The following is a 25,488-nucleotide window of genomic DNA, read 5'->3' as shown; positions in this document are numbered from 1 at the left end:
ATAAGACGCTGATATTCCTCTGCACTTGTTTTTTTTTTCCAAGCAAAAGACGGCATACGAGATTTGTTCCGTGGTCTCGTGGGCTCGGAGATGTGTATAAGAGCCACCCGCAGCTCCCGCACCCCCGGCAGCCCCGGCTCCCGCCGCCGCTCCTGCCCCGACCGCAGCGGCGCCCGCGGCGCCGGCTCCTGCCGCTGCCCCGCAACAGGCCGCCGCCGTCAACCCGGCTGGCGAAAAGCTCTACAAGAGCGTCTGCTTCGCCTGTCACGCCACCGGCGTGGCCAACGCGCCCAAGTTCGGCGACAAGGCTGCCTGGGACCCCTACATCAAGACCGGCATGGACGCCATGGTGAAGGTCGCCATGCAAGGCAAGCCGCCGATGCCGCCCAAGGGCGGCGCCGCCAATGCCTCGGAAGAAGACATCCGCGCCGCCGTCCAGTACATGGTGGATCACGCCAAGTAATCCCGGCGTATGTCGCCGGAGCCGCGATGCGGATGACCCGGACAGTAAAAAGCCCCTTGAACATTCAAGGGGCTTTTTTATGGCTGCGTTACGGGTAAGGGCGACGCCGGGACGCCGGACCGCCGGAACGCCGGGCCACCGGAACGCCGGGCCGCCGGACCGTCGCCGCGGCTTATTCCGCCGACGATCTCAACAGCGACATGCCCAACTGCACCCGGCGTTGCAGCCACAGGCTGGGGCGATAGCGCGGATCGCCCGTCACGCGCTGCATGCTTTTCAGGATTTCCAGAATGCGGTCCGCGCCCAGCTTGTCGCCCAGCGCCAGCGGGCCCACGGGGTAGCCCAAGCCCAGCGTCACGGCCTTGTCGATGTCTTCCGGCGTGGCGATCTGCTGCTGCGCGATATCGCTGGCGATGTTGACGATCATCGCCACGATGCGCTGGGCGATGAAGCCCGGCGAGTCCTCGATTACCGTGACCGGCACGCCATCGGCGGCCAGCAGGGCATGCGCCGCGTCGCGCCACTTGGCTTCGGTGGCGGGCGACACCATGAGGGTGCGGCGCTTGGCGCCATCGAAAGCGTAAAGCGCGTCCAGGCCGACCGTACGGCCGGCGTTCAGGCCTTGTGCCGACACCGTCGTCGACACGTCATCGCCAAACGGCGTGACGATGATCAACGCGTCCGCATCGGGCGACGCGCCCGTCACCAACGTGGCGCCCAGCTTTTCAACCAGCGCCGACGCGCGTGCGTAGCCTTCCGCGTGCTTGGGGCTGACCCACACCTTCAGGCCGGCGGGCAGGGCCGGCACCGGCGGTTCAGCGGGCACTTGCTTCTGGCCGTCGGCGTAAACATAGAAGCCTTCGCCGGCCTTGCGCCCGATCAGCCCACCGGCCAAACGCACCGTGGTGATGGGCGACGGACGAAAGCGCGCTTCGTCGAAGAACTGGCGGTAGATGGATTCCATCACCGGGTGCGACACATCCAGCGCGGTCAGGTCCAGCAGTTCGAACGGGCCCATGCGAAAGCCGGCCTGCTCGCGCATCACGGCGTCAACCTGGGCAAACGTGGCTACAGCCTCTTGGGCCACGCGCAGCCCTTCGGTGTTCATGCCACGGCCCGCGTGGTTGACGATGAAACCCGGCATGTCTTTGGCGCGCACGGGCGTATGGCCCATGCGGCGGGCCAAGTCGGCCAGCGCGTCGCCCACTTCGGGCGCGCTGCGCAGGCCGTCGATGACTTCCACCACCTTCATCAACGCCACCGGGTTGAAGAAGTGATAGCCGGCCACGCGGCGCGGGTGCTTGCAGGCGGCCGCGATGGCGGTAATGGACAGCGACGACGTGTTCGACGCCAGGATGCAGTCTTCCGAGACCACACCTTCCAGGGCGGCGAACAGGTCGCGCTTGACGTCCAGGCGTTCAACGATGGCTTCCACCACCAACTGGCAGGCCGACATATCGGTCAGCGCGGTGGCGGCTTCCACGCGTTCCAGCGCGGCTTGTGCGTCGGCGGCGGTCAGCTTGCCCTTTTGAGCCAGCTTGTCCCACGTCTGGCGCAACGATTCGCGCGCGGCCGCCACGGCGTCGGCGCTGGTGTCGTACAGACGCACACGCAGCCCGGCTTGCGCCGCGATCTGCGCGATGCCGCGCCCCATGGCCCCGGCGCCCACGACGCCGATGGTTTGAATCTCCGTCATCAACTCTCTCCTGCCTGTATTGGGTATTGGAATGGTGGTGCGCGCCGCGGCATGGCGCACGGCAAGCGGGCGGCGCCTGGCCGCCCGCCGCGATCAGGGCTGGCTTTGAGCCAGCGCCTGGATTTCTTCAGCCGACAATCCCAGCTTCTCCGCCAGCACCTGCGCGGTGTGCTCGCCCAGCATGGGCGGCGGACGGCGGTATTGAACCGGGCTGTCGGAGAACTTCAGGGGGCTGGACGCCATCGGCACCTTGCCGGCAGCCGGATGCGGAAGTTCGCGCTTCATTTCGCGCGCCAGCACGTGCGGGTCTTCGTAGACCTGGTCCAGCGTATTGATGGGGCCGGCCGGCACGCCCACGCCTTCCAGCGCGGCCAGCCAGTGGTCGCGCGCGCCGGTGGCCATGCGCTCGGCCAGCAGCGGCACCAGTTCGGCGCGGTTCTTCACGCGCTGCGGGTTGGTGGAAAAACGCGGGTCCGCGGACAGTTCGGGCAGACCGATGGCGCCGCAGTAGTTGCGGAACTGGCTGTCGTTGCCCACCGCCACGATCAAGTGGCCGTCGGATGCCGCGAACACCTGGTAAGGCACCAGGTTCTGGTGCGCGTTGCCCGCGCGCTGGGGCGCCACGCCAGAGGTCATGAAGTTCAGGTTTTGATTGGCCATCATGCTGACCTGGCAATCCAGCAGCGCCATGTCGATGTGCTGGCCTAGCCCGCTATTGGCGCGCTCCAACAGCGCGGCCAGGATGCCCACGGTGGAATACATGCCGGTCATGAGGTCGGCCACGGCCACGCCGGCCTTTTGCGGGCCGCCGCCGGGCAGGTCGTCGCGTTCGCCCGTAATGCTCATCAGGCCGCCCATGCCCTGGATCATGAAGTCATACCCGGGGCGGCTGGCGTACGGGCCGGTCTGGCCAAAGCCGGTGATCGAGCAATAGATCAAACGCGGGTTGATGGCCTTCAGGCTTTCGTAGTCCAGGCCGTATTTCTTCAGGCCGCCTACTTTGAAGTTTTCCACCAGGATATCGCTTTGCAGGGCGAGTTCCCGCACCAGCTCGGCACCGCGCGGCGAGGCAATGTCCAGCGCCACCGACATCTTGTTGCGGTTGGCGGACAGGTAGTAGGCGGCTTCCGTGGTGTCGTTGCCCGCTTCGTCCTTCAGGTACGGAGGCCCCCACGCGCGCGTGTCGTCGCCCGAGCCGGGCCGTTCGATCTTGATGACCTCGGCGCCCAGGTCGGCCAGGTTCTGGGTGCACCAGGGGCCCGCCAGCACGCGGGTCAAATCCAGCACGCGTATGCCGGTAAGGGGAGCGGGACGTTGCGACATCTGTAGTCTTTTCGCTAGATGAGAAATGAAAACGTCCGGCTTGCGGCCACGCGCGAAGCCAGACTGGAATTCCGTCATGCCGGCGGATCAGGCCGCCGGCGCGTCATACCCGGACGCGGACCGTTAGGGTCGCGCCCGCGGCACCATTCGTCAATCCGGATATTAGCTGTTTGGACACTATGACCGGATTTCCAGGCGGAAAACGCTTAGGAATGCGCCTTGATCGTTTCGCGGGCGATCACCAGCTGCTGGATCTGCGAGGTGCCTTCAAAGATGCGGAACAGGCGCACGTCGCGGTAGAAGCGTTCAACGGCGTATTCCGACATGTAGCCCGCGCCGCCATGGATCTGCACGGCGCGGTCCGCCACGCGGCCCACCATCTCGGTCGAGAACAGCTTGCAGCAGGCGGCCTGCATGGTCGTGTTCTCGCCACGATCGCGCATGCGGGCCGCGTCCAGCACCATGCAGCGGGCGGCGTAAAGCTCGGCCTGGCTGTCGGCGATCATGGCCTGGATCAGCTGGAATTCCGCGATGGGCTGACCGAACTGCTTGCGCTCCATGGCGTACTTGACCGCGTCGGCCAGCAAGCGGTCGGCAATGCCGACGCACAGCGCCGAGATATGCAGCCGGCCCTTGTCCAGCACGCGCATCGACGTGCGAAAACCGTTGCCCTCTTCGCCGCCCAGCAAGGCGCTGGCGGGGACGCGGCAGTTGTCGAACACGACATCGCTGGTCAAGGCGCCCGCCTGGCCCATCTTCTTGTCGGGCTTGCCGATGATGAGGCCGGGCGTGCCGGCTTCGACCAAAAAGCACGAAATGGAATTGGCGCGGCGTTCGGGCGCGGTGCGCGCCATGACCGAGAACAGGCCGGCGATGGGCGCGTTGGTGATGTAGCGCTTGGTGCCGTTGAGCACATAGCTGTCGCCGTCGCGATCGGCCGACAGGCGCAGCGCCATCGCGTCGGAACCGGCGTCCGGTTCGGTCAACGCGAACGATCCGATCAATTCACCGCTGGCCAGCTTGGGCAGGTAGCGCGCGCGCTGTTCGTCCGTGCCCGCCAGCACGATGGCTTGCGAGCCGATGCCGATGTTGGTGCCCGCCAGCGAACGGAACGCGGGCGAGGTCTGGCCCAGCTCGAACACCACGCGCACTTCTTCTTCCATCGTCAGGCCCAGGCCGCCGAAGTCGGGCGAAATGGACAGGCCGAACAGGCCCAGTTCACGCATTTCGTTGACGATGTCCGGCGGCACCTGGCCGCTGGTGGCCAGTTCGTCTTCGGCGGGAATCAGGCGTTCGTGCACGAAGCGGTGCACGGCGTCCAGCAACAGGTTCAGGGTTTCAGTGTCGAGGGCCATGGTGCAAGTCTCAGAAGATGGATAAGCAGGCAGAGGGTCGGTGGCCGTGCGTCAGGCGCGCATGCCGCCCACCAGTAAATCGAAATAACCGTCGGCGATGGTCTCGGCGCTGTCGCCCTGGCCGGGCTTGTACCAGCGCACCATCCAATTCAGCATGGACAGCACGGCGCGGCCGGTCGCGGCCACATCCAGCGGGCGGAACACGCCCTGCTCCACGCCTTGCGCGATGACTTCGCGCAGTCGCTTTTCGTAGCCATCGCGCAGGCGCGCGGCGTCTTCGCGTTCGGGCAGCGCCATGCCGGAATAGCCGATCAGCATCGTGACGAATTCGGCGTGGTGCTGTTCGAAGTAGCGGGCGTGACCCACCATGAAGGCGCGCAGCCGGGCGGCGGCGCCTTGCGCGGCGGCCACATCCTGGCCGACGCTTTGAGTCAGGCCATTCAACACGCCCAGGATGATGGCGTCGTAAATGTCCTGCTTGGTGGTGTAGTAGTGATAGATGGCGGCCTTGGACACGCCGATGGCGGCGGCCAGGTCCGACACCGAACTGCCGTCGTAGCCGCTTTGGGCGAAGAGCTTGGCGGCTTCTTCCAGGATGCGTTCGCGGGGCGCCACCAGCGTGGGCGGACGGCCGGCGCGGGCGCGTTTCTGAACAGGAGGGGCGGAGGTCGCCATGACAGCCTTTGGAGACTTGCGCCGAGAACCGCGCGCGGGTCGGATGACCCTGCATTGACAGCGGTTCGGCGCATGCCGTTAAATAAAGATTAATTAATTACCGGACGGTCGGTAGGTAATTATAGGCACATCCGCCTTTTGGGCTCAAGATGGTTTTTTTGGTGCCCGAGTGCTTGCGGGCAAGCCCTTTCTGGACTGACCTGGACACAACGCGACGACGCTATGCCCCACTCTCTCGTGACAGATTTGTATGGCCAGATGTCCCTGCCGGTCATCAGCGCCCCCATGTTCATCGTCTCAAACCCGCAACTGGTGATCGCGCAGTGCACGAGCGGCATCGTGGGTTCGTTCCCCGCGCTGAACGCGCGTCCGCAGAGCCTGTTGACCGATTGGCTGGATGAGGTCCAGGCCGGCTTGGCCTCGTACCGGGAAGCCAACCCCGGCGCCGTCGTGGCGCCGTTTGCGGTCAACCAGATCATTCACCAGTCCAACGACCGCCTGGAGCAGGATCTGGCCGTTTGCGCCAGCCACCGCGTGCCGCTCATCATCACCAGCCTGCGCGCGCCCGGCGACCTGGTCAAAGGCGTGCACGACTGGGGCGGCAAGGTTTTTCACGACGTCACCACGCTGCGCCATGCCGAAAAGGCGCTGGAAGCGGGCGTCGATGGGCTGATCCTGGTGTGCACGGGCGCGGGCGGCCACGCCGGCACGCTCAGCCCCTTTGCGCTGCTGTCCGAAGTACGCCGCTTCTATGACGGCCCGCTGATCCTGTCCGGCGCCATCACGTCCGGCGCGCACGTGCTGGCGGCGCTGGCCATGGGCGCCGACTTTGCCTATATGGGTACGCGCTTTATCGCCAGCCAGGAAGCCAACGCCAGCGAAGGCTACAAATCCGCCATCGTCGAAGCCAGCGCGTCCGACATTCTGTACACGCCATTCTTCACCGGCATCCCGGGCAATTACCTGAAGGCCAGCATCACCGCCTCGGGCCTGGACCCCGCCAACCTGCCGCAGCCGGACAGCGGCGCCTCCAACTTTGGATCGTCGCGAGTCAAGCCGTGGAAAGACATCTGGGGCGCGGGCCAGGGCGTGGGCGGCATCGCCAGCGTGTTGCCCACGCGCGAAATCGTCGCCACGCTGCGCCGCGAATATGCCCAGGCCAAGGCGCAGCTGGAAGGCAGGTCGTTCGCATGAGCGCGGGGCTGAAAGTCGCCCGCGACGGCGCGGTACTGACGCTGACCATCGACCGCCAGGACCGCCGCAACGCGCTGGACACGGCCACCTACGCCGCGCTGACCGAGCAGCTGTCGCTGGCCAGCGCCGATCAGGCCGTGTCAGCGGTGATACTGACGGGCGCGGGCCAGCATTTCACGGCGGGCAATGACCTGCGAGACTTCCAGGCGGAACGCGGCGCGGGCGATAGCGCGGGGCTGACGTTCTTGCGGGCGCTGTCCACGGCCGAGGTACCGGTGATCGCGGCGGTCGAGGGCTATGCGATCGGCATTGGCGTGACCCTGTTGCAGCATTGCGACTTTGTCCATATTGGCCAGGGCGCCACGCTGCGCATGCCATTCGTGGCGCTGGGCCTGTGCCCCGAGGGCGCGTCCAGCCTGCTGATGCCGCGCCTGGCGGGCCGGCGCGCCGCCGAATGGCTATTGCAAGGCAAGGCGTTTTCGGCCGAGGACGCGCGCGACGCGGGTCTGGCCACCAGCGTCACACCGGCAGGCGCGGCGCTGGCCGCCGCACAGGCCACGGCCGCCGACCTGGCCCGCCAACCGCCGGCTGCCTTGCGCCTGACCAAGGCCATGATGAAACGTGCGGATCGCCTGGCCATCCAGGAAACGCTGGACTACGAAGCCCAGCAATTCCGCGCCCGCCTGCAAACCGAGGAGGCGCAGGCGGCGTTTGCGAAGTTCTTCAAGAAATAGCGGGCCAGGCGGGGGATTGCGGGCCGATTGAGGTCGCGATCTTCCCGCGCCGCATCAAAACGGCGAATCAGGCCGGAAATTGGGTGCCCGGCGTTCGCGCAAGGACTGGATGCCTTCCTTCACGTCCGGCCCGCCAAACCCCATGAACTCCAGCGCCAGCGACGTATCGAAGCTGGGGCCGGCCATGCGCAGCCAATTGTTCAGCGAATACTTGGTCCAGCGGATGGCGGTCTGCGATCCGGCGGCCAGTTTGTTGGCGACCTCGAAGGCGCGGGGTATCAAATCGGCTTCATCGACGCACAGCGACACCAGGCCGATGCGCTCGGCCTCTTCGCCCGTCACGGTTTCGCACAGCATCAGGTAGTACTTGGCCTTGGCCATGCCGCACAGCAGCGGCCAGACGATGGCCGCGTGGTCGCCCGCCGTCACGCCCAGGCGGGTGTGGCCATCGATGATGCGGGCGTCGCGCGCCGCAATCGAGATGTCGGCCAGCAGGCCGGCTACCAGCCCCGCCCCCACCGCCGCGCCGTGCATGGCGGACACGATGGGCTTGTTGCAGTTGATGATGTTGTAGACCAGGTCGCGCGCTTCACGCCAGACGCGGGTGCGCACGTCGAAGTCGTCGGCCATCTGCTGCACCAGCTCCAGGTCGCCGCCCCCCGAAAAGCCTTTGCCTTCGCCACGGATCACCACGACACGGGTGTCGGGGTCGGTGTCGATGTCGCGCCAGATGTCCGCCAGTTCGCGGTGCATGCGGTCATCCGCCGTGGACAGCTTGCCGGGCTGCCCGCCCTTGGCGCCCATGATCAGCTCCAGCACGCCGCCGGGGTGCCGGCGCAGCTTCAGGGATTCATAGGCTGAATAGTGTTGCAGCGTGATATCGGTCATTGTCTACTCCGGGGGTGTCAGGGGCTGCCGGGCGTACAGGCCGGCATGTTTTTGCGCACTATAGTGGATACACGAACGCCGCCCCGCCGCTTGTCCACAGGAGCCTCAGCCAATGAACACCCCCGCCCCGACCGGCGCCCCCATCGACCGCGCCAGCCTGCCCGCCCTGTTCGCCCCCCGCGAAGCCGACACGCACAAGGGCAGCTTCGGCACGGTCGGCGTGGTGGGCGGCGGCCACGGCATGACAGGCGCTGCGCTGCTTGCCGCCCGCGCTGCCTTGTTGACCGGCGCCGGCAAGGTGCTGGTGGGCTTTGCACAGGAAACGTCGCCGATGGCCTGCGACCCGCACCAGCCGGAACTGATGCTGCGCGACGCCCGTTCGCTGCTGGACACCGACTGGGGCGTGACCGCCTGGGTGGCGGGCTGCGGGATCGGCACGGACGCGTTGGCGGCCAACGCGCTGTCGGAACTGTTCGTGCTGCGGCACCAAACCCCGCTGGTGCTGGACGCCGACGGGCTTAACCTCTTGGCCTGCGGCGGTATCCAGGCCAATTGGGGCGCCGGCCCGGTTGTGCTGACGCCGCACCCTGCCGAAGCCGGCCGCCTGCTGGGCATCCCCGCGGCCCAAGTCCAGGCCGACCGCCCCGGCGCCGCCTGGAAATTGGCGCAGCGCTATCAATGCTGGGTAGTGCTGAAAGGCGCGGGCACGGTGGTCTGCCACCCGGCTCGCGGCATCCGGGTCAATACCAGCGGCAATCCCGGTTTGGCCACGGCCGGCACCGGCGACGTTCTGGCGGGAATGCTGGGATCTTTATTGGCGCAGAATCTGCCCGAAGACCAAGCCGTGCCCGGCGCCGTCTGGCTGCATGGCGCGGCGGCGGATGCGCTGGTGGCCGCCGGTGTCGGCCCGATTGGCCTGACCGCCTCAGAGCTGCCAAACGCGGCCCGCGCCCTGCGCAATGGCCGCTAAGTCCCCGTCAAATAAACATTTTTACAACATACTAGGGTTTTCCCTAAAACAATCATTGCGCCGCCCCTAGGGTTATCCCTATAATGGTTTTCACCAAGACGAAACGGACTGGAGAAAGACCATGACTGAACTGACCCTGAATAGCACTGCCCGCCTGACCGACGCGCTGGAGCGCGACCTGCTGCGCGGCGCCCTGGAAAACCAACCCAATTCCCACCCGCTGACCAGCTTGAAGAAGGCCGGCCAAGCCGTGATCGCCGCTGTCGCTGGCGTGTTCGCCTTCATCGACGAAGTCAACGAATCGATGAATCAGGCCCGCGCCGCCAGCTCGCGCTTCTCCGGCTCGCAGTGGTAAAAACAGCCGCGCTGGGCTGAAATCGCGACGATCTCCCGCGATTTCGCCCGGCGCGCTGTCGTTGCACGGCCCGCTTGCCAGCCAAGCGCCCCGGCAACGAGTATCTGGCGCCGTCCCTCACAGGCGCCTTCGCGCCGCGCCGGTTCCCGTGATCTGCAACGGGGACCCCCGCGGCGCCCTCTTTGGCCCAGCGCCACCCCCCTCTTCTCGGCGTTTTCCCTAGCGCCTGGTTCGCCGTTCTTCATTGACAGCGCGCGAAGCCCCTACCGATAATCGGCCCCTTGCCGTCGTGCCTGGCGCCTTCCCCCTCCCAAGCTTCTCTTGCGGTCGACACGCTGTGTCCACCCTGGCCTTGGTGGTTCTCGCGCAGGCACGATCCGGTTCGTTATTCCTCCGGAGTTGTCACCATGAAGTTGCGCACCACCCTGGCCCTTGTGGCCGCCGCCATTCCCTTGGCAGCCGCCCAAGCCCAGACGCTGAAGATCGGCCTGTCGGCCGAACCCACTTCGGCGGACCCCCACTATCACAAGATGACGCAGAACGACGCGTTCTCCGCGCACGTCTACAGTTCGCTGGTGGGTCGCAGCGCCGACATGAAGTTGACGCCTCAATTGGCCAAGTCCTGGAAGAACCTGGACGATCTGACCTGGGAATTCAAGCTGCGCGACGACGTCAAGTTCTCGAACGGCAAGCCGTTCACGTCCGAAGACGTGCTGTTCACCATCTGCCGCACGCTGAACAACGAAACCAACGTGTCGCAGTCCTACATGGACATGACCAAGCGCATCACGGACGTGCAAACGCCCGACGCGCACACCGTCATCATCAAGACCGGCGAGCCCTTCCCCCTGATGCCCGCCGAGCTGGCCCGCTCGCTGCCTATCGTGTGGAACGGCATTGTCGAGCACGGCAAGCTGACATTCGACCCCAAGAAGGGTTGCGGCGTGACGGGCCCGTGGCCCACGGTTGCCGACTTCAACAACGGCAGGGATTCCATCGGCACCGGCCCCTACACCCTCAAGTCCTACGTGAAGGGCACCGGCATCGAGCTGGTCCGCAACGAGAACTACTGGGGCGAGAAGCCGTACTGGAAGGAAGTGAAGTTCGTGCCGGTGCCGTCCGCCGGCCCGCGCCTGACCGGCCTGCTGTCGGGTGACTTCGACATGATCGAAAACCCGGCCGCCCGTGACCTGCCGCGCCTGAAGGACAACCCGAAGTTCGGCTTTGTGGCCACGCCGTCCACCCGCCTGGTGTTCTTCCAGCCGGACGTGGCCCGCAACCCGAGCCCGTTCGTCAAGAGCGCCGACGGCAAGAACCCGCTGCAAGACCTGCGCGTGCGCAAGGCGATTTCGATGGCCATCGACCGCAAGACCATCACCGCCCGCATCATGGACGGCATGGCCACCCCGGCCTACCAGTTCATGCCCGACGGCATGTTCGGCGCGCTGCCCAAGGCCCCTGAAATCAAGTACGACCCCGAAGGCGCCAAGAAACTGCTGGCCGAAGCCGGCTACCCGAACGGCTTTGAATTGACGCTGTCGTCCACCAACGACCGCTACGTCAACGACGGCCAGGTCGCACAGGCCGTGGCGCAATACCTGGCCCGCGTCGGCATCAAGACCCACGTGGACGCCATGACGGCATCCATCTATTTCCCCAAGCGCGCCAAGCGCGAGTTCAGCTTCTCGATGGGCGGCTGGCCGGCGGAAACGGGTGAAGCCTCGGCGCTGTTCCAGCTGTGGGTTGCGTCCCTGGATTCGCCCAACAGCCTGGGCACCAGCAACTACGGCGGCTTTTCCAATGCCGATTTCGACAAGGTCTATAAGCAGGCCATCGTGACGGTGGACGCGCCCAAGCGCGAAAAGCTGTTGCAGGAATCCACCCAGATCGCCCTGGACAACGTGCCGCTGATCCCGCTGCACTTCGAAAGCAGCATCTGGGCCTTCCGCAAGGGCATCACCTACGAAGGCCGCCGCGACCAGTACACCCTGGCCACGTCCGTCACGCCCGACAAGAAGTGATCCACCGCGTCTGAACCAGAAAACGGCTGCCCTGTGCAGCCGTTTTTTTTGGTCGGATACCCTATACAATTCCCCCGCTTCATCGGAGTTGCCATGCCCACGCCTACCCCCGCGGCCCGTCCGCGCCCTTTTCTTTTAGCCTGTCCGGATTTGTCGGCCGAACGCTTGGGCAATACGGAGACGCCCGGCGTCTGGCATTTCGATTCCGGCGTACCCGGCAAGCGTGTCATGTTGAGCGCACTGATCCACGGCAACGAGCTGTGCGGCGCCTGGGCCCTGAAAGAAGCGTTGACGGCCGGGCTGCGGCCTCGCCGGGGTTCGCTGACGCTGGCCTTCTGTAACCTGGCCGCGTTCGACCGCTTCGATTCCGCCAATTACGCCCCCGCCCGTTTTGTCGACGAAGACATGAACCGCGTCTGGAGCGACGACAAGCTGACCGTGCCGATCAGCCAGGAACGCCGCCGCGCCGTGCAGATCCGTCCATGGGTCGAACAGTCCGACTGGTTGTTGGACTTTCATTCCATGAGCAATTCCGACGTGCCGCTGCAACTGACCGGCATGCAGCAGCGCAATATCGACCTGGCCCTGGCGCTGGGCAACCCAGCCACCATCATTGCCGACGCGGGCCATGCGGCCGGCGTGCGCATGCGCGACTATGGCCGCTTTGGCGAAGCCGGCGACAACGGCACGCGGTCCTTGCTGATTGAATGCGGCTTCCATGGCGCACCCGAAGCGCGCGGCGTGGCGGTGGACCAGATGGCCCGCTTCCTGCTCGAAGCCGGCACACTGGACCGCGACGACATTCCCGCCGGCTGGATTGAACCCGCCGCCGCCACCCAGCGCGCACTGCGTGTTACCCACGCCGTTGCGGCCAAAAGCGCCGACTTCCGTTTTGCCGAACCCTGGAAAGGGTTGGAAACGCTGGCCACCGCCGGCACCGTCATCGGCTGGTCCGAAGGCGAACCCGTCGTCACCCCGTATGACAACTGCGTGCTGATCATGCCGTCCACCGCCAACCTGCGGCCCGGCGTGACCGTCGTGCGGCTGGCGCAGCCTATCGGCTGATCGACACCCGCCGGCACCACCGAGCGGCGCCCATCCACGAGGCGCCGCCGACCATTCAAAACAACAAGGGAAAGCATGTCCATCCAGGTATCCACCCGCAGCGCATTACTGGCCTTGGCCTGTACGTTGGCCGGCGCCCCCGCCGCCATGGCCCAGACGACGCCCACCACGTTGAAGATCGGCCTGTCGTCCGAGCCCACGTCGATGGACCCGCACTATCACCAGGCCACGCCCAACGACGCGATGACCTCGCACATGTTCGAGACGCTGGTGGGGCAGGACGCCAAGATGGACTTGATTCCGCGTCTGGCCACAGGCTGGAAGGCGCTGGACGACACCACCTGGGAATTCACGCTGCGCGAGAACGCCCGGTTTTCCAACGGCCAGCCTTTCACCGCGCAGGACGTCATCTTCACGTTTTGCCGCGTGATGAACAACGAACAAGCGATCGGCGGTTCATACCCGGCGATCGTGCAGAAGTTTGCCGACGTCCAGGCGCAAGGCAGCAACAAGCTGGTCATCAAGACGCACAAGCCCTATCCGCTGCTGCCCAACGACCTGACCCGCACGGCCATGCTCTGGAGCGGCATTGTCGAGCACGGCCCCATCACCTTCGACTTGAAGAACAAGTGCGGCGTGACCGGCCCCTGGCCCACCGTGGCCGACTTCAATGGCGGCCGCGATGTGATCGGCACCGGCCCGTACACGCTGAAGTCCTACGTGAAGGGCACGGCCATCGAGCTGACGCGCAACGACAGCTACTGGGGCGAGAAGCCCGCCTGGCAACAGGTCAAGCTGATTCCCGTGCCCGCCGCCGGCCCGCGCCTGACCGGCCTGTTGGCTGGCGACTTCGACCTGATCGAAAACCCCGCCGCGCGCGATGTGAAGCGCATTTCGGAAACGCCGGGCTTCGGCCATGTGATCACGCCGTCGGTGCGCGTGGTGTATTTCCAGTTTGATGTGGGCCGCAGCCCCAGCCCCACCGTCAAGGCCGCCGACGGCAAGAACCCCTTGCAGGACGTGCGCGTGCGCCGCGCCATTTCCATGGCCATCGACCGCAAGACCATCGCCGCGCGCATCATGGACGGCACCGCCACGCCCGCCAACCAGTTCCTGCCCGACGGCATGTTCGGCACGCTGCGCCATCCGCCCGAACTGAAGTACGACCCCGAAGGCGCCAAGAAGCTGCTGGCCGAAGCCGGTTACCCCACCGGCTTCGAGCTGACCATTTCATCCACCAACGACCGCTACATCAACGACGCCCAGATCTCGCAAGCCGTGGCGCAGTACCTGTCGCGCGTGGGCATCAAGACCACGGTCGACGCGATGACGCGCTCGGTGTATTTCCCCAAGCGTGCCAAGCGCGAATTCAGCTTTGCCATGGGCGGCTGGTCGTCTGAAACCGGCGAGGCGTCGTCTTTCCTACAATACTGGGTCAGCCGGTTCGACAAAGAGCAGGGCCTGGGCACCAGCAACTATGGGGGTTACGACAACCCCGAGTTCGACGGCGTATTCAAGCGCGCCGTGGTGACCGTAGACCCGGCCGAGCGGGAAAAGCTGCTGCAACAGTCCCTGGCGATTGCGCTGGCCGACCTGCCCAGCATTCCCCTGCACTTTGAAAGCAGCATCTGGGCGTTCAAGAAGGGGCTGGTCTACGAGGGTCGTGCGGATCAGTACACGCTGGCCATGTCGGCCCGACCGGCCAAGTCGTCGCCCAAGTAATTGTCCAGGTAATCGCCCAAGCAAGCAGCCAGATAACCCCATCCACTCAACACGCCAAGCCAACACGCGGCGCGCCAAGAAACCCTGAGCCCACCAAGGAAATCATCACGTGGCCTTGTTCATCCTGCGCAGACTGATCCAGAGTCTGTTCGTACTGCTGGCCGTATCGGTCGTGGTCTTTTTCGCGGTGTATGCCGTGGGCGACCCGATCGAACTGCTGGTCAGCCCCGAAGCCAGCCAGGCCGCCCGCGAGGCGATGATCGCCCGCCTGGGCCTGGACCTGCCCGTGTGGCAGCAATACACCGGGTTCCTGTGGCGCGCGCTGCATGGCGACCTGGGCACGTCGTTCGTGCACGGCATCCCCGCCATCGAGCTGATCGTGCAGCGCATTCCCGCCACGTTCGAACTCGTTATCGTGGCCATCATGCTGACCTGTGTGATCGGGATTCCGCTGGGGCTGGTCGCCGGCCTGTACCGCGACGACTACCTCGGCCGCGGCATCATGGCGTCGTCGGTGCTGGGCTTTTCGCTGCCGAACTTCTGGCAGGGCATGATGCTGATCCTGCTGTTCGCCGTATGGCTGGGCTGGCTGCCGGCCACGGGGCGCGGCGACACCGTGACCGTGCTGGGCGTGCGCCTGTCCATCCTGACGGCCGATGGCTGGTCGCACCTGATCATGCCGGCCATCAACCTGGCGCTGGCCAATATCGCGCTGGTGCTGCGCCTGACGGCCTCGGGCGTGGTCGAAGCGCGCAGCCAGGACTACGTGAAATTCGCGCGCGCCAAGGGCGTCAAGCCCGGCCGCATCGTGCGCCGCCACATCCTGCGCAACATCCTGATCCCGGTCGTGACCGTGATCGGCATGGAATTCGGCAGCCTGATCGCCTATTCCACCATCACCGAAACCGTCTTCGCGTGGCCCGGCATGGGCAAGCTGCTGATCGACAGCGTCTACCAGCTGGACCGCCCGGTGGTGGTTGCCTACGTGATGCTGGTCACCCTGATCTTCGTGGTCATCAACCTGGTTGTGGACATCCTGTACGCCGCGCTCGACCCGCGCGTGCAGCTGGTGGCCCCCGCTCAATAATCCGCCATGGCTAACTCTCCCAATCCCGGCCGCACCCGCACCGTCCAGCCTCTGGCCGAGACCCCGCAGCGCGCCTCCATCCTGAAAAAACTGCATGCGCGCCCCACCGTGCGCGGCTCGGTCATCGCGCTGGCCATCCTGATCATCCTGGTGGTGTTCGCGCCGTACTTCGCGCCGCAAAACCCCTATGACCTGGCCAACCTGTCGCTGATGGACGGCCGCCTGGCGCCCCGCCAGGCGCTGATGGACGGCAGCATCGCGTGGCTGGGCACCGACGACCAGGGCCGCGACATGCTCAGCGCCATCCTGTATGGCCTGCGCATCAGCCTGATGGTGGGCTTGTCGGCCGTGGTGCTGGCCACCGCCATCGGCGGGGCCATCGGCCTGATCGCCGCCTACGTCGGCGGCCTGGTCGACACCATCCTGATGCGCATCGTCGACTTCATCCTGGGCTTTCCCACCATCCTCGTGGCGCTGGTGCTGCTGGTGGTGCTGGGGCGCGGGGTGGACAAAGTGATCCTGGCGCTGGTGCTGGTGCAGTGGGGCCACTACGCCCGCATCATGCGCAGCCGCGCGCTGCAAGAGCGCCGCAAGGAATACGTCGAAGCCGCCGCCAACCTGGGCTTTCCCGCGTGGCGCATCATGGTCTTCCACCTGCTGCCCAACTGCCTGGGCCCGGTCATGGTGTTCGCCACCATCCAGATCGCCACCGCGATCGCGCTGGAAGCCACGCTGTCCTTCCTGGGCGTCGGCGTGCCGATCACCGAGCCCTCGCTGGGCCTGCTGATTTCCAACGGCTTCCAATACCTGCTGTCGGGCGATTACTGGATCAGCCTGTTCCCCGGCATTGCGCTGTTGGTGCTGATTCTTTCCATCAACATCGTGGGCGACCGCCTGCGCGAAAGCCTGGACCCCCGACGAGCATGAGCGACATTCTTCTTGATGTGCGCGGGCTGCGCACCGCATTCCATACCGAGGCCGGCGCGTACCTGGCCGTCGACGGCGTCGACCTTACCGTGCGCCGCGGCGAAATCGTGGGCCTGGTCGGCGAATCGGGCTCGGGCAAATCCGTGACCGGTTTCTCACTGCTGGGCCTGATCGACCCGCCCGGTGAAGTGGTGGACGGCGAAGTGAAGTTCAAGGGCACCGACCTGCGCAAGCTCACTGAAGAGCAGATGCGCCAGTTGCGCGGCAACCGCATCGCCATGATCTTCCAGGACCCCTTGATGACGCTGAACCCGGTGCTGCGCATCGGCGAGCAGATGATGGAAGCCATCCTCACGCACGAAAACGTGTCGCACGCGCAAGCCGAGGAACGCTGCCGCGAGGCGCTTGAGATGGTGGGCATTCCGTCGCCGGAATCGCGCTTGAAGAGCTATCCGCACGAATTCTCCGGCGGTATGCGCCAGCGCGTGGCCATTGCCATCGCCATGCTGAACAAGCCTGACCTCATCATCTGCGACGAGCCCACGACCGCGCTGGACGTCACGATCCAGGGCCAGATTCTTTACCGCATGCAAGAGATCTGCCGCGAGCACAACACCGCGCTTATCTGGATCACGCACGATCTGGGCGTGGTGGCCGAGCTGGCCGATCGCGTCGCCGTCATGTATGCGGGCCGCATCGTGGAAAGCGGCCCGGTTGAACAGGTGCTGGAATCACCGCGCCACCCCTACACCCGGGGCCTGTTGGATTCGATGCCCGGCGCCACGCAACCCGGCGCGCGCCTGCACCAGATCAACGGCATGGCGCCCAGCCTGGCGGGCCGCCCCTCGGGCTGTGCGTTCCGGCCGCGTTGCCCCAAGGCGGTCACGCGCTGCACCGAACAAGCCCCCTCCGTTACCACCGAAGGTCCGCGCAGCTACCGCTGTTACGTGCCGATAGCCCGCGAGGCACAGCAAGCATGAGCCAAGCCGATACTCCCGTCATCGAGCTCAAGAACGTCCACAAGCGATTCGAACAGCGCCCCGATCTGGCCCAGCGCATCCTGGCCCTTGCCGGCCGCCCGCTGGACCGCCGCACGGTGTATGCCGTGAACGGCGTGGACCTGTCCATCAAGCGCGGCGAAGTCGTCGGACTGGTGGGCGAGTCAGGTTGCGGCAAGTCCACGTTGGGACGCGTCGTGGCGGGCCTGCACCGCCAGACCGAAGGCGAACTGCTGTATCAGGGCCGCGATGCCGTGCGCCTGCGTGGCGCCGACAAGCTGGCCTATACGCTGGGCGTGCAGATGATTTTCCAGGACCCGCAAGCGTCCTTAAACCCGCGTCAGCGCCTGCGCCAGATCCTGGGCGAATCGCTCAAGGTCCACAAGCTGGCGCCGCCGGCCGAGATCCCCGCGCGCATCGACCAGGCCTTGAAAGAAGTGGGCCTGGACGCCGAATACCGCGACCGCTTTCCCCACCAGATTTCCGGTGGCCAGCGCCAGCGTATCGGCATCGCCCGCGCACTGATGGTGGCCCCCAAGTTCCTGGTCTGCGACGAACCCGTGGCCGCGCTGGACGTGTCGATCCAGGCGCAGGTCATCAACCTGTTCATGGACCTGCGCGAGCAGCACGGTTTCACCTACCTGTTCATCAGCCACGACCTGGGCGTGGTCAAGCACATCTCGGACCGTGTCGCGATCATGTACCTGGGCAAGATCGTGGAAATTTCCACATCGGCCGAGATCTTTGCGCGCGCCAATCATCCTTACACCCAGGCCCTGATGGCCGAAGTCCCGGACGTCGCCCGCCGAGGCCGCAAGTTCACGCCGATCAAGGGCGAAATTCCGTCGCCGCTGAGTCCGCCGCCCGGCTGTACCTTCAACCCCCGTTGCCCCCACGCCATGCCGCGCTGCCGCGAGCAGGCGCCGGTCCTGAAAGAAATCTCGGCGGGCCACTGGTCGGCCTGCCACCTGAACGAAGCGAGCGCCTGATGAAACCCTCCGATATGTCCAACGTGGACCGCATCGCCATCGAAATGGGCCATGCGGGCCGCAACACCATCCAGTACATCGACGAAGACCGCAATTCGGATCGTCCGTTCAAGCTGCAAACGTACCGCCCGTACGGCTACACGCCCGACCGCCCGGTCGTCATCGTGCAGCACGGCGTGCTGCGCAATGGCGATGAATACCGCGACTTCTGGGTCGAGGCCGCCGACAAGCACAAGCTGCTGATCGTGGCGTTGACGTTCTCGAACGAAATCTGGCCGGGCGTTGAAAGCTACAACAACGGCCGCGTGTTCTCGGCCGGCGGCAACCCGCGCCACATTGACGGCTGGACGTATGCGCTGGTGGGCAACGTCATCAAGGACATGATTGCCGGTGAAATCACCGACGGCCAGAACGTCTACCTGTTCGGCCATTCGGCCGGCGGCCAATTCGTGCATCGCCTGATGAGCAGCCAGTCGCACGCGCCGTTCAAGGCCGTGGCGGCGGGCAACCCGGGCTGGTACACCTTGCCCACATTCGACTACCCCTTCCCCGAAGGCATGGACGGCGTGGGCCTGACCGAAGACCACCTGGTCAAGCTGCTGGCCTACCCCATGACGATCCTGGCCGGTGACCAGGACATCGCCACCGACGATCCCAACCTGCCGTCCGAGCCCGCCGCCATGCGCCAGGGCCCGCACCGCTTTGCACGCGCCCAGAACTACTACGACTTCGGCAAACGCGAAGCCGAGCGCCGTGGCGTGCCGTTCGGCTGGACGCTGCAAGTGGTGCCCGGCATCGGCCACGACGGCCGCGCCATGTCGGCCGTGTGCGCCAGCCTGTGGTTCGACGGCAAGATGCCCGATGCCGCCGAACTGGCCCGCCTGGCCGGTCAGCAGGTCGCCTGATTCTGATCGCCCTCCCCTTTTTCATTGCTGGAACCCGATACCGCCATGTCCAACACCCAAAGCACTGAACAGATCGTCGCCGGCATCCAGAGCTGGTTGCAATGCGAATCGCCGTCGAACTACCCCGACGGCATCGCCGCCATGGCGCGCATCATCGCCGACTACGCGGCCGCCGCGGGCTTGACGGTGGAACTGTCGTCGCTGGGCCCCACCACGGGCCCGCTGCTGTACGCCACCAACCGCGCCCCCGGCGACACGCGCCCCGGCATCCTGATCCTGGCGCACATGGACACCGTGCATCCGGTGGGCACGCTGCTGGAGAACCCGGTCCGTATCGACGGCGACCGTCTCTACGGACCCGGCAGCTACGACATGAAGGCGGGCATCTACCTGGCGCTGACGGCGCTGGCCGGCGTGGCGCGCCCCGGCGCGACGCAGCTGCCGGTGGACTTCCTGGTGGTGCCCGACGAAGAAACGGGCAGCCATGCCTCGCGCGTGCACATCGAACGCTTTGCCGCCAACGCCAAGTACGCGCTGGTCTGCGAACCGGCCCGCCCGAACGGCGGCAAGTGCGTCACGGCGCGCAAGGGCACGGGCATGTTGAACCTGAACGTGAAGGGCCGCCCGGCGCACGCCGGCATGCAGCATGAAAAAGGCCGCAGCGCGATTCGTGAAATGGCGCATCAGGTGCTGGCGCTGGAAGCCATGACCGACTACGACCGTGGCATCACGGTCAGCGTGGGCACCATCGCCGGCGGCACGGTCACCAACACCGTGCCGGCGCTGTGCCGCTGCGTGGTGGACTTCCGCGTGCCCGACATGGGCGCCGCCGAAGACGTGCTGCGCCGCATGCGCGAGCTGTGCGCGGTAAGGCCTGACGTTGAACTGGACATCAACGTTGAATTGAACCGCCCGCCCATGGTCAAGACGGAGGCGGCGGCAGCCTTGCTGGCCCTGGTGCAAGGCTACGCGGACCGCGCCGGCTTCCTGCTGGAAGACGCGCCGATGACGGGCGGCGGCAGCGATGCCAACTTCACCTCGGCGATGGGCATCCCCACGCTGGACGGCCTGGGCGCGGACGGCGACGGGGCGCACACCTTGAACGAGTACGTGCTGGTGTCCACGCTGGAACAGCGGTTGAAGTTCTGGGAATTGCTGCTGCGCGAGCTCGCCTGAAAAACGGGGCTATAAAACAGGCTTAGAGAACGGGCCGGCAACTTCCCGATTCACCGGCCCCACTCACGCCCGATCACTCAACCCACGTCAACGCTACGCCCATCCGCCATGTCCGCCACCTTCAACAGCGCCATTGCCTACGGTCTCGCCACGCTGGCGGCCGACGGCACCGTCCTTGACACCTGGTACCCGCGCCCCTCGCTAGCCGATCACACGCCGGCTGGGGGCACGCGCCACCTGACGCCCGAGGAAGCGCGCGCGGCGCTGGGCGAACACGTGCCCACCGCGCTGGTGCGCGACACGCGCCGCAAGGTCGACATCGTGGCGGTGCGCACGGCCATCGCGTCACTGGCCGAGCCGCCCGCCGACGCGCACGACGCCTACCTGCGCCTGCACCTGCTCAGCCACCGCCTGATCCGCCCGCACGAGGCCAACCTGGATGGCCTGTTCGGCGTGCTGTCCAACGTGGCCTGGACCTCTGCCGGGCCGTGCGCGGTGGATCAGGTCGATGCCCTGCGTTGGCAACTGCGCGCCACCGGTCAGGTGCTGGAAATACGGGGCGTGGACAAAATTCCGCGCATGACCGACTACGTTGTCCCCAACGGCGTGCGCATCGCCGACACGGCGCGCGTGCGGCTGGGCGCATACCTGTCGCCGGGCACCACCGTACTGCACGAGGGCTTCTGCAATTTCAACGCCGGCACGCTAGGCGCGTCGATGGTGGAAGGCCGCATCAGCGCGGGCGTCATCGTCGATGACGGCAGCGATATCGGCGGCGGCGCGTCCATCATGGGCACGATGTCGGGTGGCGGCAAGCAGGTGGTGTCCATCGGCAAGCGCTGCCTGCTGGGCGCCAATTCGGGCATCGGCATTTCGCTGGGTGACGATTGCGTGGTGGAAGCCGGCTGCTACATCACGGCGGGCACGCGCGTGTTGACGCCCGAAGGCGCGGTGGTGAAAGCCGCGTCGCTGGCGGGCCAGCACGGCCTGCTGTTCCGCCGCAATTCACAAACCGGTGTGGTGGAAACCTTGGTGCGCACAGCCGCCTGGGGCACCTTGAATCCGGCGCTGCACGCCGGGCACTGATCACCGCGCAGCATAAAAAAAGGGCCGCTCGTAGCACGATGGCGGCCCTTCTTCATTGCGCATCAAGCGCCCGTTACGTCGCTTGAGGGCAATGCCCTATCAGGCGTATTCCGCCGTCTGGCCCAACTGGTCGTACACCAGGTTCACCAGCAGATCCGAGCTGAGAATACGCGTGGCCACGCACGAAAACACCGTCTTGCCGCTGTCGTCATGCAGCGTGATGGTTTCGGTCCAGTCGTTCAGGTCGATACGCTGCAACGACTCGTAAGGCCAGGTGGCGCCATCGATATGCAGGCCTTCGGCCGACAGGGCCAGTTCCTGCGTTTGAACACCAGGAAAATCACCGGACTTGATATACCGGAACGCAACGCGCTCACCGTTGGCCATCAACGCTTCCAGCACGGGCAGGCGCTGCGCGACATAACGCGAGCGGAAGGCATCCATGAACTGAGCGAAGTTGCTGACGTCGCCGGACACGATGGTCCAGTCTTGCGCCACGCGGGCACGGTAGGCAAATTGGTTGATCGGACCTGCCGTTGCGCCCGCTTCGGCGGGGAACAGGCAAAGATCCAGGACATCCGCGAATGCGGTGTAGCTGCGCGTGTCGCCTTGTTGGCAGACCACGCCTTTGTCATGCAATTCAAAGCGAACCGGGGCGCTCCCCGTGTGCGTAAACACCGCCAATGCGTCTGAGACCTGCGGGGTTTTGCTATCTGTCATGCAACTTCCTTATTGAGTTGGGGTGCTTTCGCGGCCCAGGACGTCGCACCGTCATGCGACACGCATTCTCCCTTATATGAGCGAAGCGTGCTTGATGACCCCTATTTATCGGCCAATTTCGCTGATATCTGGTGAAATCCGGCGGTTTCGCGCGTCATCAGCGGCCGCGTCACGGCCCCGGCGCAATCGGCGCAAACGGGTAATGCCGCACGTCGCCGCCCCCGGCGATGATCGCGGTGGCCTCGGGCACCTCTTCCCAGACGCCCGGCATCTCGCTCAAGGGCTCGGACAACAACAGGAACGCGTTCTCGTCCAGCGCGGCAATCTGCGGGTCTTCCGGATATAGCTCGCGCAAATGGCGCACGCAGGTGTTGTGGAACAGCGTGCGCGATTCCGCCTCGCTGGAATAACGCACCGCAATCAGCCGGTGCCCGTCCAGCGCGCACACCGTCATGTTGATGGGGTGCGTCACGCCGTGGCGGCGGCCCGTCTCTTCCACTGCCCCCACCATGCGGGCCAGTGCGCGGATGGGGTCTTCGTCCAGGCCGAACGTCAGCGCCAGCAGAAACATCACCTCGGAATCGGTGGAGCCTTCCAACGACCCGAAATAAGCGGGCGCGATCATCAGCATCAGGTCGCGGCGCAGCAGGGGATAGTCGCGAATGACCCCGTTATGCACGAACAGCCACTGCCCGTGGCGAAACGGGTGGCAGTTGGTTTCCTGTGCGGGCGTGTCGGTGGCGGCGCGGATGTGCGCCACGAACAAAGGCGCGTGGATGGCGCGCGCCGCTTCGCGCAGATTGCGGTCGTTCCAGGCGGGGTGCACGCTGCGGTAGCGAAACGGTGGCTCGATGTGGCCATCGTAAGGTCGGCTGTACCAGCCCAGCCCGAAACCGTCGCCGTTGGTCGTGGTGGCGCCCAGCCGCGCATGCAGGCTTTGGTCGATCAACGAGTGCTTGGCCTTGAACAGCACGCTTTCCATCTGCAAGGGACTACCGGTGTAAGCCAGCCAACGACACATGATGCGCTCCTTCAAGACGGATTTGCCCAGTGTAGGAGCCAGGCGCAATTTTCTACAAGCCTGGCGGCGCGCGCCCCGGCACAGTGAGGCTTTTGCAAAATCAGCCGGAAGCCAAACGTGAACACGCCCTCATCCGTCCCCACCCTGCAAATGGGCTTTTCCAGCGACAACATCGCAGGCGCCAGCCCCGAGGTCATGGACGCGCTGCTGCGCGCGAACAGCGGCCAGGCGCCCGCCTACGGCGCCGATGATTGCTCACTGGTGGTGCAGCGCCGCCTTGCCGACATCTTTGAACACGAGGTGGACGTGCTGCTGGTGCCCACGGGCACGGCGGCCAATTCGCTCAGCCTTGCCACGCTGACACCGCCCTGGGGCGCGGTGCTGTGCCATACGCAAAGCCATATCGCCAACGATGAGTGCGGCGCGCCCGAGTTCTACACGAACGGCGCCCGCCTGACCCTGCTGGGCGGCGACGACGCCAAGATCGACCCCGTCCAGCTGGCGGACCACGCGCGCCGCAAGGTAGGCGACGTGCACACCGTCCAGCCGTCCTGCGTCAGCATCACCCAGGCCACGGAGACCGGCAGCGTCTATACCCTGGACGAAATACAGGCCATCGGCGGCGTCTGCCGCGATGCCGGCTTGCCGCTGCACATGGATGGCGCGCGCTTTGCCAACGCGCTGGTCAGCCTGGGTTGCACGCCGGCGGAAATGACGTGGAAGGCGGGCGTCGAAATTCTGTCGTTTGGCGCCACCAAGAACGGTGTGCTGGGTGCCGAGGCCATCGTGCTGTTCAACCCCAAGCGCGCACAGGAACTCGCCTTCCGGCGCAAGCGCGGCGGCCATCTGTTTTCAAAGATGCGGCTGCTGTCGGCGCAGATGCAAGCGTATCTGGATGACGATCTGTGGCTGCGCAATGCGCGTCAGGCCAACGCCATGGCCGCACGGCTGGCGGCCGGCATGCAGGGCTTGCCCGGCGTAGCGATGCAAGGCGAGGCGGATGCAAACATTCTGTTCTGCCAGCTGCCCAACGCTGCCATCGAAGGCCTCTTGGCCGATGGCTTTCGCTTCTATCACGACCGCTGGGGCCCGGGCGTCGTGCGCCTGGTGACGTCCTTTGCCACCACGGAGCAGGATGTGGATCACTTCCTGTCCGCGCTGCGCGCGCGGGTGCGTTGAAACCAGAAGCGATTACGTCGTCGGCCGGCGTCGTCTTCGCGGCCGCCGTGGTCGCCGTCGCGGTCACCGACGTCGCCTACGCGGCTGGGCTATGCCGTTGGCTGATACGCCGACGGCGGTGCGCCGTAGGCGGCTCGGAACGCGCGATTGAAATGGCTTTGGTCGTAGAAGCCCACGTCGGCGGCCACCTCTGCCACCGACACGCGCGCGCCGGCCAGCGCCGCGCAGGCGCGTTCCAGGCGCAGTCGGACCAACCATGCGTGCGGCGTCAAACCCGTGCTGTGCGTAAAGCGCCGCAGGAATTGAAAGCGGCTCAGCCCGCAAAGCCGGGCCAGGTCATCCAATGAAATCTTGTCGGCAAGATGCGCCACGCAGTAATCGCGCACGGCCCGTTGATGGGCGGCCGACAAGCCGCCCTTGACCGCCTGCGGCTTGACGGTGCGCGTGCGCACGAACAGGTCGGCCATCACGGTCAATGACTGCGCTTGGCGTGCAAGCGGTTCGTCCGCCGCACCGGCCATCCACGCGTTGTGCAAAGCCATGAAGCGCCGCGCAAGGTCCGCGTCTTGCACCAGCGTGCCAAAGAACCGTTCCTGGGCGGCGGCGGCCGAAACGTCTTCGATGCAGGCGCGCATCAGCGCCGCCGAAATACGGAACGTCTTCAACACATAAGCCGCTCCGTGGTCGCCCGCGCCCGAGCCATCATGGATTTCACCGGGAGGCATCAGCGCAATGCCGCCCGGCCCCAGCAAAATGCTCTGCCCGCCAAAGCGCTGCCGCTGCACGCCCTGCGTCACCAGCCCAATGTGATAGTCCTCGTGATAGTGGCGGTCAAACTCAAACTGGCACAGCCGCGCCTGCCCCAACACCAGCCCCGGCGTGCCGCGCACCGGCAAATAGCGGACGTCGTCTTTAAGCGGGGCAGGCATGCGGCTTTCC

General features: G+C 65.7%; 23 protein-coding genes and 1 pseudogene. 16 read left to right on the top strand and 8 right to left on the bottom strand.

Translation table 11 applies throughout. The features are described 5' to 3' along the window. Positions 1-109: 109 nt before the first annotated feature. A pseudogene (locus tag AC6LJY_RS12595) lies at positions 110-463 on the top strand (c-type cytochrome); the annotation flags it as partial. A 172-nt stretch (positions 464-635) separates the two neighbouring features. Here the strand turns inward: AC6LJY_RS12595 and AC6LJY_RS12590 are convergent. The 4 genes from AC6LJY_RS12590 to AC6LJY_RS12575 all read right to left on the bottom strand — a co-directional run bounded on the left by AC6LJY_RS12590 (position 636) and on the right by AC6LJY_RS12575 (position 5,512). After that, complete coding sequence (locus AC6LJY_RS12590; protein ID WP_498136057.1) at positions 636-2,159, bottom strand: 3-hydroxyacyl-CoA dehydrogenase; 1,524 nt, start codon at positions 2,157-2,159, stop codon at positions 636-638. A 93-nt stretch (positions 2,160-2,252) separates the two neighbouring features. Continuing rightward, the gene (locus tag AC6LJY_RS12585; RefSeq protein WP_046806604.1) at positions 2,253-3,482 is read right to left on the bottom strand and encodes a CaiB/BaiF CoA transferase family protein; all 1,230 of its coding nucleotides are present in this window, start codon (positions 3,480-3,482) and stop codon (positions 2,253-2,255) included. A 206-nt stretch (positions 3,483-3,688) separates the two neighbouring features. Next, a complete protein-coding gene (locus tag AC6LJY_RS12580; protein WP_498136056.1) occupies positions 3,689-4,837 on the bottom strand; it encodes an acyl-CoA dehydrogenase family protein in 1,149 nt (382 codons plus the stop codon). Between the two features lie 51 nt (positions 4,838-4,888). Continuing rightward, positions 4,889-5,512: a TetR/AcrR family transcriptional regulator gene (locus tag AC6LJY_RS12575; protein ID WP_046806606.1), complete on the bottom strand. Its 624-nt coding sequence runs from the start codon at positions 5,510-5,512 to the stop codon at positions 4,889-4,891. A gap of 222 nt (positions 5,513-5,734) precedes the next feature. Here AC6LJY_RS12575 and AC6LJY_RS12570 point away from each other — a divergent pair, with 222 nt between their 5' ends. Further along, positions 5,735-6,706: an NAD(P)H-dependent flavin oxidoreductase gene (locus AC6LJY_RS12570; RefSeq protein ID WP_498136055.1), complete on the top strand. Its 972-nt coding sequence runs from the start codon at positions 5,735-5,737 to the stop codon at positions 6,704-6,706. Continuing rightward, positions 6,703-7,440, top strand: coding sequence for an enoyl-CoA hydratase-related protein (locus AC6LJY_RS12565; RefSeq protein ID WP_104144807.1), 738 nt, complete (start codon positions 6,703-6,705; stop codon positions 7,438-7,440). Before AC6LJY_RS12570 ends, AC6LJY_RS12565 begins: the two co-directional genes overlap by 4 nt. Positions 7,441-7,494: 54 nt before the next feature. Here AC6LJY_RS12565 and AC6LJY_RS12560 read toward each other — a convergent pair whose 3' ends face one another. Further along, positions 7,495-8,328, bottom strand: coding sequence for an enoyl-CoA hydratase/isomerase family protein (locus AC6LJY_RS12560; RefSeq protein ID WP_046806609.1), 834 nt, complete (start codon positions 8,326-8,328; stop codon positions 7,495-7,497). A gap of 112 nt (positions 8,329-8,440) precedes the next feature. Between AC6LJY_RS12560 and AC6LJY_RS12555 the strand changes: the two genes are divergently transcribed. The 12 genes from AC6LJY_RS12555 to dapD all read left to right on the top strand — a co-directional run bounded on the left by AC6LJY_RS12555 (position 8,441) and on the right by dapD (position 21,629). Continuing rightward, on the top strand, positions 8,441-9,298 hold the full coding sequence (locus AC6LJY_RS12555) for an NAD(P)H-hydrate dehydratase (protein ID WP_498136054.1): 858 nt from the start codon (positions 8,441-8,443) through the stop codon (positions 9,296-9,298). Between the two features lie 121 nt (positions 9,299-9,419). Further along, positions 9,420-9,653 carry a hypothetical protein gene (locus tag AC6LJY_RS12550; protein WP_046806611.1) on the top strand — a complete coding sequence of 78 codons (234 nt, stop codon included), beginning with the start codon at positions 9,420-9,422 and terminating at the stop codon, positions 9,651-9,653. 407 nt (positions 9,654-10,060) lie between these two features. Next, positions 10,061-11,674, top strand: coding sequence for an ABC transporter substrate-binding protein (locus AC6LJY_RS12545; protein WP_498136053.1), 1,614 nt, complete (start codon positions 10,061-10,063; stop codon positions 11,672-11,674). 93 nt (positions 11,675-11,767) lie between these two features. Continuing rightward, positions 11,768-12,739, top strand: a complete 972-nt coding sequence (locus tag AC6LJY_RS12540; protein ID WP_498136052.1) for a M14 family metallopeptidase — start codon at positions 11,768-11,770, stop codon at positions 12,737-12,739. 75 nt (positions 12,740-12,814) lie between these two features. After that, positions 12,815-14,461 (top strand): ABC transporter substrate-binding protein, encoded by a 1,647-nt coding sequence (locus AC6LJY_RS12535; RefSeq protein ID WP_498136051.1) that lies wholly within the window; start codon positions 12,815-12,817, stop codon positions 14,459-14,461. Positions 14,462-14,570: 109 nt separating this feature from the next. Next, positions 14,571-15,548, top strand: a complete 978-nt coding sequence (locus AC6LJY_RS12530; RefSeq protein WP_046806614.1) for an ABC transporter permease — start codon at positions 14,571-14,573, stop codon at positions 15,546-15,548. Between the two features lie 6 nt (positions 15,549-15,554). After that, entirely contained in the window at positions 15,555-16,475 is a 921-nt protein-coding gene (locus AC6LJY_RS12525; protein WP_046806615.1) for an ABC transporter permease, read from the top strand. Next, positions 16,472-17,455, top strand: a complete 984-nt coding sequence (locus AC6LJY_RS12520) for an ABC transporter ATP-binding protein (protein WP_046806616.1) — start codon at positions 16,472-16,474, stop codon at positions 17,453-17,455. Before AC6LJY_RS12525 ends, AC6LJY_RS12520 begins: the two co-directional genes overlap by 4 nt. Further along, positions 17,452-18,462, top strand: coding sequence for an oligopeptide/dipeptide ABC transporter ATP-binding protein (locus AC6LJY_RS12515; protein WP_314362754.1), 1,011 nt, complete (start codon positions 17,452-17,454; stop codon positions 18,460-18,462). Before AC6LJY_RS12520 ends, AC6LJY_RS12515 begins: the two co-directional genes overlap by 4 nt. Continuing rightward, complete coding sequence (locus AC6LJY_RS12510) at positions 18,462-19,367, top strand: alpha/beta hydrolase (protein WP_314362756.1); 906 nt, start codon at positions 18,462-18,464, stop codon at positions 19,365-19,367. The genes AC6LJY_RS12515 and AC6LJY_RS12510 overlap by 1 nt, the downstream gene beginning before the upstream one ends. 45 nt (positions 19,368-19,412) lie before the next feature. Beyond that, a complete protein-coding gene (locus tag AC6LJY_RS12505; RefSeq protein WP_498136050.1) occupies positions 19,413-20,543 on the top strand; it encodes a M20 family metallopeptidase in 1,131 nt (376 codons plus the stop codon). Between the two features lie 108 nt (positions 20,544-20,651). Continuing rightward, positions 20,652-21,629: a 2,3,4,5-tetrahydropyridine-2,6-dicarboxylate N-succinyltransferase gene (gene dapD, locus AC6LJY_RS12500; protein ID WP_314362759.1), complete on the top strand. Its 978-nt coding sequence runs from the start codon at positions 20,652-20,654 to the stop codon at positions 21,627-21,629. A 99-nt stretch (positions 21,630-21,728) separates the two neighbouring features. Here dapD and AC6LJY_RS12495 read toward each other — a convergent pair whose 3' ends face one another. Together AC6LJY_RS12495 and AC6LJY_RS12490 are read right to left on the bottom strand one after the other, a co-directional pair. Continuing rightward, the gene (locus AC6LJY_RS12495) at positions 21,729-22,349 is read right to left on the bottom strand and encodes a hypothetical protein (protein WP_046806621.1); all 621 of its coding nucleotides are present in this window, start codon (positions 22,347-22,349) and stop codon (positions 21,729-21,731) included. Positions 22,350-22,518: 169 nt separating this feature from the next. After that, the gene (locus AC6LJY_RS12490) at positions 22,519-23,370 is read right to left on the bottom strand and encodes a class II glutamine amidotransferase (RefSeq protein ID WP_046806622.1); all 852 of its coding nucleotides are present in this window, start codon (positions 23,368-23,370) and stop codon (positions 22,519-22,521) included. A gap of 117 nt (positions 23,371-23,487) precedes the next feature. Here AC6LJY_RS12490 and AC6LJY_RS12485 point away from each other — a divergent pair, with 117 nt between their 5' ends. Continuing rightward, entirely contained in the window at positions 23,488-24,549 is a 1,062-nt protein-coding gene (locus AC6LJY_RS12485) for a threonine aldolase family protein (protein WP_255593810.1), read from the top strand. A gap of 89 nt (positions 24,550-24,638) precedes the next feature. On the opposite strand, the gene AC6LJY_RS12480 is transcribed toward AC6LJY_RS12485, so the two are convergent. Further along, positions 24,639-25,478: a helix-turn-helix domain-containing protein gene (locus AC6LJY_RS12480; protein WP_498136049.1), complete on the bottom strand. Its 840-nt coding sequence runs from the start codon at positions 25,476-25,478 to the stop codon at positions 24,639-24,641. Positions 25,479-25,488: the final 10 nt, after the last annotated feature.

It is taken from the genome of Achromobacter sp. RT286_PF (assembly GCF_059760425.1).
Note: the sequence above shows the minus strand (reverse complement) of the source record. Positions and strands in the feature narration are given on the sequence as shown.